The sequence below is a fragment of the Microbacterium sp. MMO-10 genome (genome assembly GCF_037148715.1).
In the GTDB taxonomy this organism is placed as follows: Bacteria; Actinomycetota; Actinomycetes; order Actinomycetales; family Microbacteriaceae; genus Microbacterium.
Map to the genome: position 1 here is coordinate 552,749 of NZ_JBBCSV010000002.1, position 15,502 is coordinate 568,250.

The window sequence follows — 15,502 nt, forward strand, 5'->3', positions numbered from 1 at the left end:
CGGGCGACGGCGGCGTCTGCGACGTGGATCCCGGATCCGCCGCTCATCGCGCCCGGATCCGCCGCTCATCGCGCCCGGGCCAGCGCGATCCGCCGGGCGGTGCCGATCCGGCGGATCTGCACGCGCTCGGCGAGCGCCGCGCCGATGGATCCGGCTCGGCTCGCGAGTTCCTGGGACCGGCGCTCGACGAGGGCGTGGAACAGCGCGGCGACGGCGAGGCTGAGGGGCACGCCCAGCAGACAGGCCAGCCACCACTGCCCGGCGCCGAGCAGGTAGCAGAGCGTGGCCAGGATCGGCGCGTGCACGAGATAGAGGCTGAACGACACCCGGCCCAGCCACTGCATCGGCCGGACGCTCAGCGCGCGCTGGGCGCGCGGCCAGATCACGGCGAGGATCACGAGCAGCGCCGCTCCGGCGCCGGCGAGCGCCCAGAGCACATCGGCGGCGATCGTGCCCGCGGTGAGCGGGCGTGCGAGCCAACTGGCGATGAGCATCGCGCAGGCGGCGACGGCGATCCAGGGGAGGGCACGGGTCGCCCGCGGGTTGTGCGCGAGCTCCCGCAGCTGGGGGAGGCGCACCGCGATGAGGGTGCCGAGCAGGAACACCGGCAGGTAGGCGAGCGCGGAGTTGCCGGTGGTGCGCCCCACGAACATCAGCACGACGGTCAGCACGGCGACGGGGAGGACGAAGCGCCGGACCCGCAGCGCGACCCAGACGTAGAGCGGCAGCAGCAGCGAGAAGAAGAGCTCCCAGCGCAGCGACCAGAGCACATTGTCGATCGGGTAGTCGGAGCGCAGCAGCGTCATCTGGGAGAGCACGTCTCCGGCCGAGACGCTGGTGGCCTGTGCATCCTGCATCCAGGAGTCCTCCGGCATCGTCGTGGCGTCTCGGGGAACCAGCTGGACGAGCAGGGTCGCGGCGCCGAGGGCGGCGATCACCGGCAGGTACAGGCGGAACAGGCGCGCCGGGAAGTACCGCGCCCAGGAGAAGCCGGAGCGCAGGGCGGGCAGTGCGACGACGAGGCCGGAGAGCACGAAGAAGACCATGACCGCCTCGGATCCGGCGAGCAGGAGCTTCAGCGGAGACTGCGTCAGCATCGCCCAGCCGGCCGGGTCGAGCCACGGCTGCGCGATCAAGGAGGCGTGATGGAGGAGGACGATCCCCGCCGCGAGGCCGCGGAGGCCGTCGAGAGAACTGATCCTGTTACCGTTCTGTGACATCCCGTTTCACGGTAGGCACGGAGTCTGGACGTCTCCTGGATCGCGCCTGGGGGCTTGCGAAAAGGCGAGTCGTGTGGTTCAGTCGCCCGCGACCACGATGACCTCGCCACCGGTGAGCGTCACCAGCTCGTCGAAGCTCAGCGGCATCACGGTGTGGGGCGTGCCGCCGGCGGTCCAGACGACGTCGTAGTCGCGCAGCGCCTCGTCGATGACCGTGCGCACGCGGGCCGGATGTCCGACCGGCGCCACGCCGCCGATGGCCTGTCCGGTCACCTCGCGCACCGTGGCGGCGGGCGCCATCGCGACGGCGCGGGCCCCGACCGCGGCGGTCAGCAGGTCGACGTCGACGCGGTGCCGTCCGCTCGTCATCACGAGCAGCGGCTCTCCGTCGGCGAGGAAGAGCAGACTGGATCCGATAGCTCCCACCTCGCAGCCCAGGGCCGCGGCGGCCTGCGCGGCGGTGCGGGCCGAATCCGGCAGCTCGCGCACCTGCGACGCCAGTCCCGCGGCGTGCACGTGCTCCTGCACGATCCGGCTGCGTTCGGGGAGGGGCGCGCTCGTCTGCTGCTCGGTCATGCGACCATGCTCGCACAGCGCCCGACAGGGGTGCGGAACATGGAACGATGGATCCATGACCTCCGCGAACCTCACCCGGACCGAGACCGCCGCGCGCTCTGCGGGGATCACCCTGCTCCGTACCCGGCTCGAGCTCGACGTGACCGGTGCCGCAGACCCGGGGGTCACCGGATTCCCGACGGCGAGCACGCTGGAGTTCGACGCGACGGCGGACGAGACGTGGGTCGACTTCCTCGGCGAGGACGTGAGCGAGGTCCTGCTCAACGATGCGCCCCAGGAGGTCGAGTGGGACGGTGCGCGCATCCGGCTCGCGGGCCTCGCGGCACACAACGTCGTGGTGATCCGTGCGACGGGCGCCTACAGCCGCTCCGGGGAGGGACTGCACCGCTTCGTCGACCCGGTGGACGGGAACACGTACCTCTACACGCACGACGAGCCCGCCGATGCGCGCCGGTTCATGGCGTGCTTCGAGCAGCCGGACATGAAGGCGCCGCTGACGGTCTCCGTGACCGCGCCCGCGGGGTGGGAGGTGCTGGCCAATCAGTCCGCCGCGTCGGTGCAGGTCGAGGGCGACGTGCAGACCGTCGAGTTCGCGCCGACGCGGCCGCTCTCCAGCTATCTCGTCTGCGTGGCGGCCGGACCCTATGTGCGGGTGACCTCCGAGTGGCGCCGCGACGACCTGGTGGTGCCGCTCTCCGTGCTGAGCCGTGCCTCGATGGCGGAGCACCTCGCCGCCGACGAGATCCTGGAGATCACGAGGCAGGGGCTGGACTTCTTCGCGGACGCGTTCGCGTTCCCCTATCCCTGGGGCAAGTACGACCAGATCTTCGTGCCGGAGTACAACATCGGCGCCATGGAGAACCCCGGGCTGGTGACCTTCACGGAGTCCTATCTCTACCGGGGCGCCGCGACGCGCGCGCAGCGCCAGGCTCGCGCGAACACGATCCTGCACGAGATGGCCCACATGTGGTTCGGCGACCTCGTGACGATGCGCTGGTGGGACGACCTGTGGCTCAAGGAGTCGTTCGCCGACTACATGGGAGCCCATGCCTCCGTCGCCGCGACCGAGTTCACCGATGCCTGGGTCGCCTTCGCGAACCGCCGCAAGGCCTGGGCGTACACGCAGGACCAGCTGCCCAGCACCCACCCGATCGTCGCCGACATCGCCGATCTCGAGGCCGCGAAGCTGAACTTCGACGGCATCACCTATGCCAAGGGCGCCGCGGTGCTCAAGCAGCTCGTCGCGTTCGTCGGGGAGGAGGCGTTCTTCGACGGCGCCCGGCGCTACTTTGCCCGGCACGCCTACGGCAACACCACGCTGGAGGACCTGCTCGTCGAACTGGAGCGCGCGTCGGGGCGCGACATGCGCGCATGGGCGCAGGCGTGGCTGCAGACGACCGGGATGAGCACGCTGAGCATCGAGCGGGGCGACGGCGAGGGCGCCGTCCTGGTCCAGACCGACCCCCGCCCGCACCGGCTCCAGATCGGGCTCTACGGCCTCGAGGACGGCCGGCTCGTGCTGCGGCGGCACGTCCCCGTCGACATCGCCGACGAGCGCACCGCCGTCGTGCTCCCGGATGCCGACCTCGTCCTCCTCAACGACCGCGACCTCACCTACGCCAAGGCCCGCCTCGACGACCGGTCGCTCGACGCCGTCGAGCGCGGGCTGTCCTCGCTCGGAGATCCGCTGGCCCGCGGCCTGGTCTGGTCGGCGCTGTGGAACGCCACCAGGGACGGCGAGCTCGGCGTGGCCCGCTACCTCGCCATCGTCGAGGCCCATGCGCCGGCTGAGACCGACAGCGCGCTGCTCGGTGGCGCGGTGCTGAACGCGGCGACGGCGATCGGCCACTATCTGCCCGATGCCGAGCGCGCCGGCGCCCGCCGGGCCTGGCTCGACGCGACGTGGCAGGCGCTCGGGAAGGCGGAGGCCGGCAGCGACGCCCAGCTCATCTGGGCGCGTGCCTTCGCCGCCGCCGCATCCTTCGACGACTCCCGCCGGCTCGACGTCTCCTCGCTGCTCATCGGAGCCGGTCCGCGCGGTCTCCCGATGGATGCGGACCTGCGCTGGGAACTCCTGACCGCGCTCGTCGCCACCGGGCACGCCGGGGCCGAGGAGATCACCGAGGAGCACTTGCGCGACCACACCGCGAGCGGACGCACCGCCGCGCTCGCCGCCGCCGCCTCCACCCCGAACGCGCTCGTGCGGGCGGCCGACTGGCGAGCGGCCTGGAGCGACCTCACGCTCACGAACGACCATCTCGATGCGACGATCCGCGGGTTCGGCGCCGGAGGGCGCCGCGACCTCGTGGAGACGTTCGACGAGGAGTACTTCACCCGCATCGAGTCCGCATGGGCCGAGCGATCGATCGAGATCGCGCGCCGCCTCGTGATCGGCCTGTATCCGGACACCGAGACGACCGAACTGGTCGACGCCTGGCTCGAGTCGCATCCGCAGGCTCCGGCCGCGCTGCGGCGGATCGTGCTCGAACAGCGCGATCACCAGCAGCGCGCCATCCGCGTGCGGGAGCTGCAGGGAGCACGCGTGAGCTGACCGCCACGGCCGGCGCGGCGCGCGCAGGGATCGGGGGCCCGGGGGCGGTCCTAGAGTGAGCGCATGACGTTCGCGACGCTCGCGCTTCTCGTGCTGGTGGGTCTGGCGGGCCCCCTGCTGTCCGCGCGACGCGCCTGGCGGGTGCCGCTGATCGCGGGGGAGCTGCTCGCCGGCCTCGTGGTCGGCGCCAGCGGCTTCGGCTGGGTGGATGCGAGCGAGCCGACGCTGACCCTACTCGCGCAGATCGGCTTCGGGCTGATCATGCTCGTGATCGGCTCGCACATCCCGGTGCTCGACCGTGCTGTGCGCTCCGCGATCGGACGCGGGGCGCTGGGCGCGCTCCTCGTGGCCCTGGTCGCCGCGGCCCTCGGCATCGGCGTCGCGCTGCTGTTCGGCAATCAGCACGGTGCCGTCTACACCGTGCTGATCGCATCCTCCTCCGCGGCGCTCGTGCTGCCGATGCTGCAGTCGATGGGGATCGCCGCGGCCTCGGCCGCACAGCTGGTCGCCCAGATCGCGATCGCCGACGTCGCGTGCATCCTCGCCCTGCCGCTCGTGCTGCAGCCCTCGCGGGTGCCCCTGGTGGCGCTCGGCGGAGTGGGGATCGCCGCCGCCGGGGTCGTGCTCGTGGTCGTGCTGCGCCGTGTCGGCCCGCGCCGGCTGCATCTGCTGCACGCGGTGTCGGAGTCGCGGCGCTTCGCGCTCGAGCTGCGGTTCAGCCTGCTCGCCCTTTTCGCCCTGGCGGGGATCGCGCAGTTCACGCACGTGTCGGTGATGATGGCGGGGTTCACGCTCGGGCTCGTGCTCGCCGCGGTCGGTCAGCCGCGGAGGCTGGCCCGGCAGCTCTTCGGAATGACCGAGGGCTTCTTCGGCCCGCTGTTCTTCGTCTGGCTCGGCGCGTCGATCGATCTGCGACACCTCGCCGCGCATCCGCAGATGCTCCTCCTCGGTCTCGCGCTCGGCGCCGCGGCCGTGCTCGCGCACCTGATTGCCCGCGCGGCAGGGCTGCCGTGGCCGCAGACGGTCGCCTCGGCGGGCCAGCTCGGCGTTCCCGTGGCGGCGGTGGCACTGGGGGTCGAGACGTCGACGCTGCTGCCCGGGGAAGGCGCCGCCATCCTCCTGGGCGCGCTCGTCGCGGTGGTGTCGTCCACGGCGGCCGTCGCCGCGGTGTCCCGTCGGTCGCGGACCGATCCGGCGGATCCTCCCGGGACGACGCCCGCGGTCAGCCCGACGGGGTGACGCCCACGGCCGTCACCATGGCCGCGGCTCGCGGATGCGGGCGACCCGTCGCGTCAGATCTCGAGGTCGTCGCCGGGGTCCAGCTCGAAGAACTCTCCGCCGTGCTCCTCGGTCGCCCACTTCAGCCGCGAGCGGTGCATGTTCGACCCGATCACCGAGAGCGTCATGTCGTGCGTGCCGAAGGCGCGGCGCGGCGCGACGGCGAGCACGAAGTCGATCGCATCGCCGATCTTCAGCCACGGCGCCCCGAGCGGGGCGGCGAGGGTCTGCACATCGACGCCCTCGGGGATCGCGTAGGAATCGCCGGGGTAGTAGAGCTCGTCGTCGACGAGCACGCCGACGTTGTCGATGAGCGGGATCGACGAGTGGATCTCGGCGTGCACCCCGCCGAAGAACCGCAGGGTGAAGTCGCCCGCGGTCACGGTGTCGCCGGGAGCGACCTCGGTGATCTCGTATCCGGGTGCGGACCGGACCACGCCGGCTGGGGCGAAGATCGGCGTCCCCGGCGCGTCGCGCAGGATCCGATCCAGGTGATCCGGCGTCCAGTGGTCGGGGTGCTCGTGGGTGATGACCACGCCGACGAGGTGCTGCAGCTCGTCCAGTGGCAGGGTGAAGCTGCCGGGGTCGATGAGGAGGGTCTGCCCATGGTCCTCGACGCGGAGAGCCGCGTGCTCATGCTTGGTGATGCGCATGGTCCGAGCGTAATCCCGCGCGACGCGACACTCCCGGGGATCGTGATCGACCGGCCCCGATTTGGCGGGTGCTGCGCGTCATGTCATACTTGAACGGTTGTCGCGAGACGGAAACGGATCGCAAAGACGGCCCCATCGTATAGCGGCCTAGTACGCCGCCCTCTCACGGCGGTAACGCGGGTTCGAATCCCGCTGGGGTCACAGACAGCACGCGAAAGCCCTCGGTTCGCCGAGGGCTTTCGTCGTCTGCGGATCCGTTCGCGTCGGTATCCTCGAGACGTGGCTGAACGACAGAGCATTCTCGCGTCGATCGAGAACGATTTCCCGCAGTGGTACCAGGACGTGCTCGAGAAGGCGCAGCTGGCGGACAACGGGCCGGTGCGCGGCACGATGGTGATGCGACCGTACTCCTACGCGATGTGGGAGGGGATGCAGTCCGCCATGGACGCGCGCATCAAGGCGACGGGCGCGGAGAACGTCTATCTTCCGCTGTTCATCCCGCAGTCCTATCTGGAGCGCGAGGCCCAGCACGTCGAGGGCTTCAGCCCAGAACTGGCCGTGGTGACGCACGCCGGGGGCAAGGAGCTGACCGAGCCGGTCGTCGTCCGCCCGACGAGCGAGACCCTGTTCGGCGAGGTCATGGCGAAATGGATCCAGTCTCATCGCGATCTGCCCATGCTGCTGAACCAGTGGGCCAACGTCGTCCGCTGGGAGATGCGCCCGCGGGTCTTCCTGCGCACCACAGAGTTCCTCTGGCAGGAGGGGCACACGGCGCACGCCACGCGGGAGGACGCCGCCGAATACGCACGCCGCATCCATCTGGACGTCTACAAGGACTTCCTGGAGACCGTGCTGGCCATCCCCGTGCTTCCGGGCATCAAGACTCCGTCCGAGCGCTTCGCAGGCGCGATCAACACCATGACCTGCGAGGCCATGATGGGCGACGGCAAGGCTCTGCAGATGGCGACCTCGCACGAGCTGGGGCAGAACTTCGCGAACGCGTTCGGCATCACCTTCTCGGATGCGGAGGGCGTCGCGCAGACGGCCTGGACCACGTCGTGGGGCTCGTCCACCCGCATGATGGGCGGGCTCATCATGTCGCACGGAGACGCCTCCGGGCTCGTCCTGCCGCCGCGCATCGCGCCGCACCAGGTCGTCGTCATCGTGGTCAAGGACGACGAACGGACGGTCGCGGCGGCACGGACGATCGTCGCCGACCTCATGGCCACGGGGGTGCGGGCGAAGCTCGACGATCGCACCCAGACCGGCTTCGGCCGCCGCGCGACCGAGTGGGAGCTCAAGGGGGTTCCGGTGCGCATCGAGGTCGGCCCGCGGGATCTCGACGCCGGACAGCTCACGTTCGCGCGCCGCGATCGTGCGGGCAAGCGACAGATGCCCGTCACGGAGGCTGCGACGCGTGTGCCCGCGCTGCTCGACGAGATCCAGGCCGACCTGTTCACCGCTGCTCGTGAGCGCCTCGCAGACCGCACCGTACGCGTGTCCACCATCGACGAGGCGCGCGAAGCCGCCCGCAGCGGCTTCGCCCTCATCGACTGGGACGCGCTCGGCGAGGCCGGCGAGAAGGAACTGAACCGGGACGCCATCACGGTGCGCTGCCTGCAGACCCGCGACGGCTCCCTGCCCGGCCCGCACGAGCCGGAGAAGGACCTGGTCGCGGTCGTCGCGCGCGCCTACTGACCGCGGCTCGTCCTGGCGGTGATCGCGGCCTCCGAGCGGGAGAGCGGGACAGCGCCGACGAGTGCGAGTGCGGCGATCGTGGCGACGAGTGCGCACGCCGCGAGGAGCAGGTCCAGCCCGTAGGCGGTGATCGCGAGGACCGGGGCCAGGAACAGCGCGACCGCGAGAGCGAGGACGGGGGCCGTCGGAGCATCGCCCATCCTCGGCGCCCGTTCATAGCGCCCCAGCCACAGGGACAGCACCCAGACGGCGGCGAGCACGACCAGGAGGAACGGCACACGGGTCCACCACCACAGCGCTGACCCCGGTGCCGGCATCGAGAAAGGGAGAACCAGCTCCACCCCGGTGAGCACCATGATCATCGGCAGGTGCCACAGGTACACCGTCATCAACCGGGAGCCGATCAGCAGCACGGCGCTCTGCGCGGCACGGGTGCGCATGAGCGCGGTGAGCGGGCGGTTCAGGAGTGCGAGCGCCGCGGCCTGCACCACGGCGAGGATCGCGAGCGGCGCGGTCGGCGGCCACTGGTTGCTCAGCATGTTCCCGGAGTAGCCGCCGAGCGACACCAGACTCCAGACGCAGAGATAGCCGAGAACGATGAGTCCGATCAGCTGCCGGGCGCGACGCCGCGCGAACCAGCCGTCGAAGAGGAAGAAGCCGATCTGCTGCGCGAACAGCCACACGAATGCCACGTTGGGCAGTCCGAACAACTCGCTCCCGATGCCGTAGCCCGTCGCGGGCACGTGCGGGATCCCGAGCACTCCGCCGGCGACGAGGAAGCGCAGGGCGTCGGTCGCGAGCGCTCCGAGCAGCAGCACTGCCGGCACGCGTATGCCGTATCGGGAATGGAGCCCGATCATCCAGGGTGCGAGGGCCTGCACGAGCAGATACGCGGCGAGGAACCACAACGGGGATCCGATGCCGATCGCCACGGTGTCGACGAGCCCCGGATCGATTCCGAGCAGTCGGGCGGCGCCGAGCGCCGCCGTGAAGAACACGAAGACGGGGAGCGCGGGGTGCGCCAGTCGCACGAGGCGCAGGCGCACGAAGCCGACTGCGTCCTCTCCGCGCGCCTGTGCCGAGCGCCAGCCCGCTCGCGCGGAGTAGCCGCCGACGACGAAGAACAGCGGCATGATGTTCAGGATCCACGATGCGGCGTCGAACCAGCTCTGCCCTTCCACGGTGCGCTCGATCAGGAGACTCCCGTCGGCGCGACGTCCGACGCCCGTGAAGAGGATGTGCACGAAGACGACGAGGACCACGCACGCGACTCGCGTCAGGTCGAGGGTCAGGTCGCGCCCCGCGGGGACGGCGCGGGCGGAGGAGACGGCGGCGCTGCTCATGTCGATGACCTTAGTGGCGACCTCTTGTCGCGTTCGGCATCGACCGGCGGCGTGCACAACTCAGGCCAGAACTCGACGGCGGCCGGTTGACTCGGCGTCGTGGTGCGGACGTTCCCCGGACGCTGGCGAGAGCAGCCTGAATTGTGCGCCTCTGCCGTCGGCGAGCCGTGCCCTTCGCGGTCAGGCGTCGGCCTCGGTCTGTGTGAGCGTCGCCTTCTCGGCACGGGCGCGCCGAGCACGGCGCGTCCGCACGATCGCCCACACGATGAGGACCACGACGCCGGCCACGACGAGCCAGGGGAGCAGGAAGCCGAGCGCGATCACCAGGGCGTTCAGTGAGACGATGAGACCCTTCCAGCCGGCCGCCAGCCCGTCGCCGAAACCGGCGGGGTCGGCGGCGGCGGGCGCCTGCCGCACGAGCGTGACCTGCACGGAGGACATGTCCACCTGGGACTCGAGATCCTTCAGCTGCTGCTGGGCGGACTGCAGTTGTCCCTGCCGCTCGGTGAGCGCCGTCTCGGCGGTGAGCAGGTCGGCGACGCTGGTGGCCTGGGACATCAGCTGCGTCAGCCGCTGCACCGACGCGGTGAGCGAGTCGACCTGTGCGCGCAGGTCCGTGGTGGTCGCCGTCACATCGTTCTGTCCGATCGAGGTGGCCAGCACCGTGCCTTCGGAGCGCAGTGCCGCCATCACGGCGTCGAGGTCGGCGACCGGCACGCGCAGCGTCACCCACCCGTCGCCGGAGGGCGGCGGGACGATCCCGCCGTCGGTCGCCACGGGACCCTGCGTCGAACCGATCTGCTGGCTCTCCACGAAGCCGCCGTGCTTCTGCGCGAGGGCGGCGAGGGCGTCGGCGGCCTTGCTCACGTCGTCCACCTGCACGGTGGCCGATCCGGTGCGGATGATGTCGCGCTGCGCGGTCGTCGAGGGTGCGGCTCCGCCGGCACTGCTCGACGCGGCGTCGTCGGCGCTCTGCGAGAGCTCCTTCGCGGTTCCGCTCAGCGGGACCGTGCCACTGGTCGGGTGATAGGGAGCCGATGCGACCGAGGATCCGGCTGAGGAGCCGGTCAGCTGCAGGATCGGCGGCGTCACCAGCACTCCGACGACGAAGGCCGCGGCGACGCCGCCTGCGGTGAGCCACCCGCGTCGACGCGCACGTCCGCGGGACGCGGCGGTTCGCGCCTGTGCGGCGCGGCGCTCCTCCGCGATCTGCGAGAAGACGGCCTCCTCGATGCGGTCCACGGCGTCGTCGGACAGCTCCGGCAGCGCGATCGGGGTGGTGGTCATGATGCGGGCTCCGTTTCGGTCACTGCGCCGCGCAGGCGGGTGCGCACGCGGGAGAGACGGTTCCGGACGACGCCGTGGCCCACGCCGAGCTCGTCGGCCGCGGCGCGGTAGTCGTACCCCTCGGTCGCGCACAGCCGGAAGATCTCGCGGTCGAGCGCGCTCATCCCGCCGAGCTCGGCGGCGATGCGCTCGGCGAGCTCGGCGGCGATGACCTGCTGCTCGACGTCGATGAGCGCGGGGATGCGCTCGTCGGTCTCCTCGAGCGTGCGGGCGGCGTCGCGCTGCCGCCGGCGCAGGCGGTTGGCCGCCTGGAACCGGCAGATCGTCGCGAGCCAGGGCAGCAGGGATTCCCCTGCCAGTTCCAGGGCGGGCAGCTTCCGCCAGGCGACGACGAACGTCTCCTGCGTCACGTCCTCGGCATCGCCGGCGTCGCCGAGGATGCCGTACGCGATCCAGTGGACGGGGCGGACGTAGGCGCGATACAGCGTGCGGAAGGCGGAGTCGCTTCCCGCCGCTGCTCTCGCGACGAGCGTCCTGTCGTGTGCGTCGTGTGCCATGCCGGCTCCGTTCCGGTGTCTCTCACCGAGAAGTGTCGGCTCCGGCGGAATCGTCTCAGCCCTTGCTCACGATCGGCACGTGCGGGTCCTTCTGGTGCCGCAGCCAGATCGTCGACAGTGCGGGCACCGTCAGCGTCGCCTGCGGCGAGCCGTTCTCCACGTCGGTGGCGTAGACGAGGCCGAGATTGCCTTCGCCGTGCCCGCCGAACTCGGCGGCGTCGGTGTTCAGCACCTCCGACCACCCGCCCGCGAGCGGCAGGTCGAGCCGGACCCCGTGCCGGGTCGTCCCGGCGAAGTTGCTGATCACCGCGATGTGACCGCCGTGCGCGTCACGGCGCACGAAGGCGACGATATTGGGATCCCAGTCCGGCGCGCCGATCCGCGTGAACGAGCTGCCGTCGTGATCCCGCTCCCAGAGCGGGGCGTTCTGCCGGTAGGTGCTGTTGAGCGCGCCGACGAACTCCTGCAGCTGCCGGTGGGAGGGCTGATCGAGCAGCCACCAGTCCAGACTGCGATCGACGGACCATTCGGAGAGCTGCCCGAACTCCTGCCCCATGAAGAGCAGGTTCTTGCCGGGATGCCCCCACATGTAGCCGAGGTAGGCGCGCACGTTCGCGAGCTTCGCCGCGTGGTCGCCCGGCATCTTCGAGAGCAGGCTGCCCTTGCCGTGCACGACCTCGTCGTGGCTGATCGGCAGGATGTAGTTCTCGCCGAACGCGTACACGAATGAGAAGGTCATCTCGCCCTGGTGGTGCGAGCGGTACAGCGGATCCCGCTCGATGTAGACGAGCGAGTCGTTCATCCAGCCCATGTTCCACTTGAACCCGAAGCCGAGACCATGGTGGTCCGTGGGCGCGGTGACCCCGGGGAAGCTCGTCGACTCCTCGGCGACCATGACGATGCCGGGGTGGCGGCGGTAGGCGGTCGCGTTGACCTCCTGCAGGAACCGGATCGCTTCGAGGTTCTCCCGGCCCCCGTGCACATTCGGCTCCCACTCGCCCTCGTCGCGGGAGTAGTCGAGGTAGAGCATCGAGGCGACCGCGTCGACCCGCAGCCCGTCGGCGTGGAACTCCTCCAGCCAGAACAGCGCGTTTGCGACGAGGAAGTTGCGCACCTCGTTGCGGCCGTAGTCGAAGATGAGCGTGCCCCAGTCCCGGTGCTCGCCGCGACGGGGATCCGGGTGCTCGTAGACCGGCTCGCCGTCGAAGCGGGCCAGCGCGAAGGCGTCCTTGGGGAAGTGCCCGGGCACCCAGTCGATGATCACGCCGATGCCGGCCTGGTGCAGCCGGTCGATCAGATAGCGCAGGTCGTCCGGTTCGCCGTAGCGGTGGGTGGCCGCGTAGTACCCGGTGACCTGATATCCCCAGGAGCCCGTGAAGGGGTGCTCGGCCACGGGCATGAACTCCACGTGGGTGAAGCCGGTCGCCGTGACGTGCTCGATGAGCTGGTCCGCGATGTCGCGATAGCCGAGACCGGGACGCCAGGATCCGAGGTGCAGCTCGTACACGCTCATCGGCTGCGCGACCGCGTGGGTCGCCGCCCGGCGGGTCATCCATGCGCCGTCGCCCCAGGAGTAGCCCGAGCGGGTGACGATCGAGGCCGTCGCGGGCGGGTTCTCGGCGAGCTGCGCCATCGGGTCGGCCTTGAGGATCCAGGCGCCCGCCGGGGTCAGGATCTCGTACTTGTAGTGCGCACCGACGCCGACGCCGGGGAGGAACAGCTCCCACACGCCGCTGGATCCCATCGAGCGCATGGCGTCGAGGCGGCCGTCCCAGCCGTTGAAGTCGCCGACGACGCGCACCGCCCTGGCGTGCGGCGCCCACACCGCGAACGCCGTGCCCTGGTCTCCGTCGACCGTTCGAGGATGGGCGCCGAGGGCCTCCCAGAGGCGTTCGTGACGGCCCTCGCGGATGAGGTGCAGGTCGAGCTCGCCGATCGTGGGGGAGTGGCGGTACGGATCCGCGGAGATCCAGTCGGGCGCGTCCGCGTAGGTCGCCTTGATCCGATAGGAGCCCGGGGATCCGGCGACCTCTCCCTCCCAGATGCCGTCGGCGAGGTGGGTGAGGGCGACCTCGGCGCCGTCCGCGGGAAGCACCGAGACGGTCTTCGCGAGGGGGCGGAGCGCCCGCACGATCGTCGCGCGTCTGCCGCTGTCGTCCGACTGCGGATGCGCTCCGAGCACGGAGTGCGGGTCGTGGTGCGAGCCCGAGGCCACGGCCCCGAGCACAGCCGCATCGATCGTGGTGCTGATCATGGCTGCCCCTTCACATGGAGGATGTGCACCGGTTCCGTGAAGGCGTCCAGGCGCACGAAGTTGTGATCCGTCCAGGTCCAGACGGATCCGGTGACGAGGTCCTCGACCTCGTACGCCGTTCCAGGCTCGACGCCCCAGGCGAGGGTGTCGAGATGCACGGTGGTCTGCCGCACCGAGTGCGGGTCGACGTTGGCGACGACGATGATCGTGTCGCTCGTGTCCGTGCCGGTGAAGGGCGCGGGCAGGTGCTTGGAGAACACCAGGACCGCGTCGTCGTCGCTCCAGTGGAGCCGCAGGTTGCGCAGCTGACGCAGTGCGGGGTGCGCGCGGCGGATCTCGTTGAGCCGGGTGAGGTAGGGGGCGAGCGATCGGCCCTCCGCCTCCGCCTTGGCCCAGTCGCGCACCTTGTACTCGTACTTCTCGTTGTCGATGTTCTCCTCGGACCCCGGCCGGGCGACGTTCTCGTACAGCTCGTAGCCGGCGTACACGCCGTACAGGGGCGCTCCGGTCGCGGCGATCGCCGCGCGGATCCGATAGGCCGCGCGGCCGCCGAACTGCAGGTACTCGGTGAGGATGTCCGGCGTGTTCACGAAGAGGTTCGGCCGCATGTAGTCGGCCGTCTCCTGGGATACGGAGAGGAGGAACTCCTCGAGCTCGGCCTTCGTGTTGCGCCAGGTGAAGTAGCTGTAGCTCTGCTGGAAGCCGACCGCGGCGAGACCCCGCATCGGCGCGGGCCGGGTGAACGCCTCGGCGAGGAAGACGACCTCCGGGTGCTTGGTGTTCACCGTGCGGATGAGCCACTCCCAGAACCGCAGCGGCTTGGTGTGCGGGTTGTCCACGCGGAAGATCCGCACCCCCTGCGCGATCCAGTGCTCGACGATCCGCAGCACCTCTGTGTACAGCCCCACCGGATCCCGGTCGAAGTTCAGCGGATAGATGTCCTGGTACTTCTTCGGAGGGTTCTCGGCGTACGCGATCGTGCCGTCCGGGAGCTCGGTGAACCACTCCGGATGCTCCGTGACCCACGGGTGGTCGGGCGCCGCCTGCAGGGCCAGGTCGAGGGCGACCTCGAGGTTCTGCGCGTTCGCCTTCTTCACGAAGCGACGGAAGTCGGCCAGGGTGCCGAGGTCCGGATGCACGGCGTCGTGACCGCCCTCGGCCGCCCCGACCGCCCACGGGGATCCGGGATCGGCGGGCCCGGCGGTCAGAGTGTTGTTCGGGCCCTTGCGGTTCAGCCGCCCGATCGGGTGGATCGGCGGGAGATACAGCACGTCGAAGCCCATCGCCGCGACAGCGGCAAGGCGCTCGGCCGCGGTCTCGAAGGTGCCGCTCGTGAACGTCCCGTCGGCGTTCTGCACCGCGCCCTCGGAACGGGGGAAGAACTCGTACCAGGCGGCGGCCCCGGCGATCGCGGGCTCGACGGTGATGCTCTGCCATGCGGTCGCCGAGTCGAGCGCCGTGAGCGGACGGTCGGCGAAGACCGCGGCGAGCTCGGGATCGGTCGCGACGGCGAGGGCCTCCTCGGCGGAGCCGTCCGGCGAGCTCAGGGTCTCGGCGACGGCCGCGAGCCGCTTGCGCTCGGGCTTGGGGCGGGACTTGTCCTTGGCGGCGCGCGCCAGGAGGCCCGCGCCGAGCGCGCGCATGACCTCGACGTCGACGCCGGCCGCGATCTTCAGCTCGGCGGCGTGCGCCCAGGTGGCGAACTCGTCGGCGAAGGCCTCGAACCGGAACGTCCAGGCGCGCTCCTCGTCGAGGGCGACGTCCACCTGCCAGCGGTCGGTGCCGTCCAGGAGCGGAGTCAGCCGATGCAGGCTCTCCTCATGGTCCGGTGCGCGCAGGCGCAGGTGCACGCCGATGAGGTCGTGCCCTTCGCGGAAGGCGACCACCCGGAACGGGACCACCTCGCCGGCGAACGCCTTGGGATGGAATCCCTCCGGGGCCGCGGGCGATGGATCCGCGAGGGGGATGCGCGTGGTCTGCGCGTCCGCGGCGTCGATGTCGCCCAGTGCGCGCACCGGGATCTGAGCAGTGCTGCGGAGAGCATCGGACGAGGGCTGTGCGGCGGTTCGTTCGGACACACCCTGA

The 15,502-nt window shown here is 70.8% G+C and carries 11 protein-coding genes and 1 tRNA gene; 4 read left to right on the forward strand and 8 right to left on the reverse strand.

All coding sequences use genetic code 11. The features are described 5' to 3' along the window. Positions 1-65: 65 nt before the first annotated feature. Both WFJ17_RS06990 and WFJ17_RS06995 read right to left on the reverse strand, forming a co-directional pair. On the reverse strand, positions 66-1,220 hold the full coding sequence (locus WFJ17_RS06990) for an acyltransferase family protein (RefSeq protein WP_251448431.1): 1,155 nt from the start codon (positions 1,218-1,220) through the stop codon (positions 66-68). Positions 1,221-1,298: 78 nt separating this feature from the next. Beyond that, positions 1,299-1,796 (reverse strand): YbaK/EbsC family protein, encoded by a 498-nt coding sequence (locus WFJ17_RS06995; RefSeq protein ID WP_336648032.1) that lies wholly within the window; start codon positions 1,794-1,796, stop codon positions 1,299-1,301. A 55-nt stretch (positions 1,797-1,851) separates the two neighbouring features. Here WFJ17_RS06995 and pepN point away from each other — a divergent pair, with 55 nt between their 5' ends. Together pepN and WFJ17_RS07005 are read left to right on the forward strand one after the other, a co-directional pair. Beyond that, on the forward strand, positions 1,852-4,347 hold the full coding sequence (gene pepN, locus WFJ17_RS07000; RefSeq protein WP_336648033.1) for an aminopeptidase N: 2,496 nt from the start codon (positions 1,852-1,854) through the stop codon (positions 4,345-4,347). A gap of 63 nt (positions 4,348-4,410) precedes the next feature. After that, positions 4,411-5,586 carry a cation:proton antiporter gene (locus tag WFJ17_RS07005; protein WP_336648034.1) on the forward strand — a complete coding sequence of 392 codons (1,176 nt, stop codon included), beginning with the start codon at positions 4,411-4,413 and terminating at the stop codon, positions 5,584-5,586. 53 nt (positions 5,587-5,639) lie between these two features. Here WFJ17_RS07005 and WFJ17_RS07010 read toward each other — a convergent pair whose 3' ends face one another. Then, positions 5,640-6,278 carry an MBL fold metallo-hydrolase gene (locus WFJ17_RS07010; protein WP_295032692.1) on the reverse strand — a complete coding sequence of 213 codons (639 nt, stop codon included), beginning with the start codon at positions 6,276-6,278 and terminating at the stop codon, positions 5,640-5,642. A 128-nt stretch (positions 6,279-6,406) separates the two neighbouring features. Between WFJ17_RS07010 and WFJ17_RS07015 the strand changes: the two genes are divergently transcribed. Together WFJ17_RS07015 and proS are read left to right on the forward strand one after the other, a co-directional pair. Beyond that, positions 6,407-6,479, forward strand: a tRNA-Glu gene (locus WFJ17_RS07015). Between the two features lie 78 nt (positions 6,480-6,557). Continuing rightward, positions 6,558-7,976: a proline--tRNA ligase gene (proS, locus tag WFJ17_RS07020; protein ID WP_336648035.1), complete on the forward strand. Its 1,419-nt coding sequence runs from the start codon at positions 6,558-6,560 to the stop codon at positions 7,974-7,976. Here the strand turns inward: proS and WFJ17_RS07025 are convergent. The 5 genes from WFJ17_RS07025 to WFJ17_RS07045 all read right to left on the reverse strand — a co-directional run bounded on the left by WFJ17_RS07025 (position 7,970) and on the right by WFJ17_RS07045 (position 15,432). Further along, on the reverse strand, positions 7,970-9,319 hold the full coding sequence (locus WFJ17_RS07025) for an acyltransferase family protein (protein WP_336648036.1): 1,350 nt from the start codon (positions 9,317-9,319) through the stop codon (positions 7,970-7,972). The genes proS and WFJ17_RS07025 overlap by 7 nt on opposite strands. 180 nt (positions 9,320-9,499) lie before the next feature. After that, the gene (locus WFJ17_RS07030) at positions 9,500-10,606 is read right to left on the reverse strand and encodes a DUF4349 domain-containing protein (RefSeq protein ID WP_336648037.1); all 1,107 of its coding nucleotides are present in this window, start codon (positions 10,604-10,606) and stop codon (positions 9,500-9,502) included. Next, positions 10,603-11,163, reverse strand: coding sequence for an RNA polymerase sigma factor (locus WFJ17_RS07035; RefSeq protein ID WP_251448449.1), 561 nt, complete (start codon positions 11,161-11,163; stop codon positions 10,603-10,605). The genes WFJ17_RS07030 and WFJ17_RS07035 overlap by 4 nt, the downstream gene beginning before the upstream one ends. Before the next feature lie 55 nt (positions 11,164-11,218). Beyond that, the gene (glgB, locus tag WFJ17_RS07040) at positions 11,219-13,417 is read right to left on the reverse strand and encodes a 1,4-alpha-glucan branching protein GlgB (protein WP_336648038.1); all 2,199 of its coding nucleotides are present in this window, start codon (positions 13,415-13,417) and stop codon (positions 11,219-11,221) included. Next, entirely contained in the window at positions 13,414-15,432 is a 2,019-nt protein-coding gene (locus tag WFJ17_RS07045) for a maltotransferase domain-containing protein (RefSeq protein ID WP_336648182.1), read from the reverse strand. Before WFJ17_RS07045 ends, glgB begins: the two co-directional genes overlap by 4 nt. Between the last annotated feature and the right edge of the window lie 70 nt (positions 15,433-15,502).

Coding starts and splice junctions, on each gene's coding strand:
- WFJ17_RS06990 (WP_251448431.1), bottom strand. CDS start 1,220: ATGTCACAGAACGGTAACAGGATCAGTTCTCTCGACGGCCTCCGCGGC.
- WFJ17_RS06995 (WP_336648032.1), bottom strand. CDS start 1,796: ATGACCGAGCAGCAGACGAGCGCGCCCCTCCCCGAACGCAGCCGGATC.
- pepN (WP_336648033.1), top strand. CDS start 1,852: ATGACCTCCGCGAACCTCACCCGGACCGAGACCGCCGCGCGCTCTGCG.
- WFJ17_RS07005 (WP_336648034.1), top strand. CDS start 4,411: ATGACGTTCGCGACGCTCGCGCTTCTCGTGCTGGTGGGTCTGGCGGGC.
- WFJ17_RS07010 (WP_295032692.1), bottom strand. CDS start 6,278: ATGCGCATCACCAAGCATGAGCACGCGGCTCTCCGCGTCGAGGACCAT.
- WFJ17_RS07025 (WP_336648036.1), bottom strand. CDS start 9,319: ATGAGCAGCGCCGCCGTCTCCTCCGCCCGCGCCGTCCCCGCGGGGCGC.
- WFJ17_RS07030 (WP_336648037.1), bottom strand. CDS start 10,606: ATGACCACCACCCCGATCGCGCTGCCGGAGCTGTCCGACGACGCCGTG.
- WFJ17_RS07035 (WP_251448449.1), bottom strand. CDS start 11,163: ATGGCACACGACGCACACGACAGGACGCTCGTCGCGAGAGCAGCGGCG.
- glgB (WP_336648038.1), bottom strand. CDS start 13,417: ATGATCAGCACCACGATCGATGCGGCTGTGCTCGGGGCCGTGGCCTCG.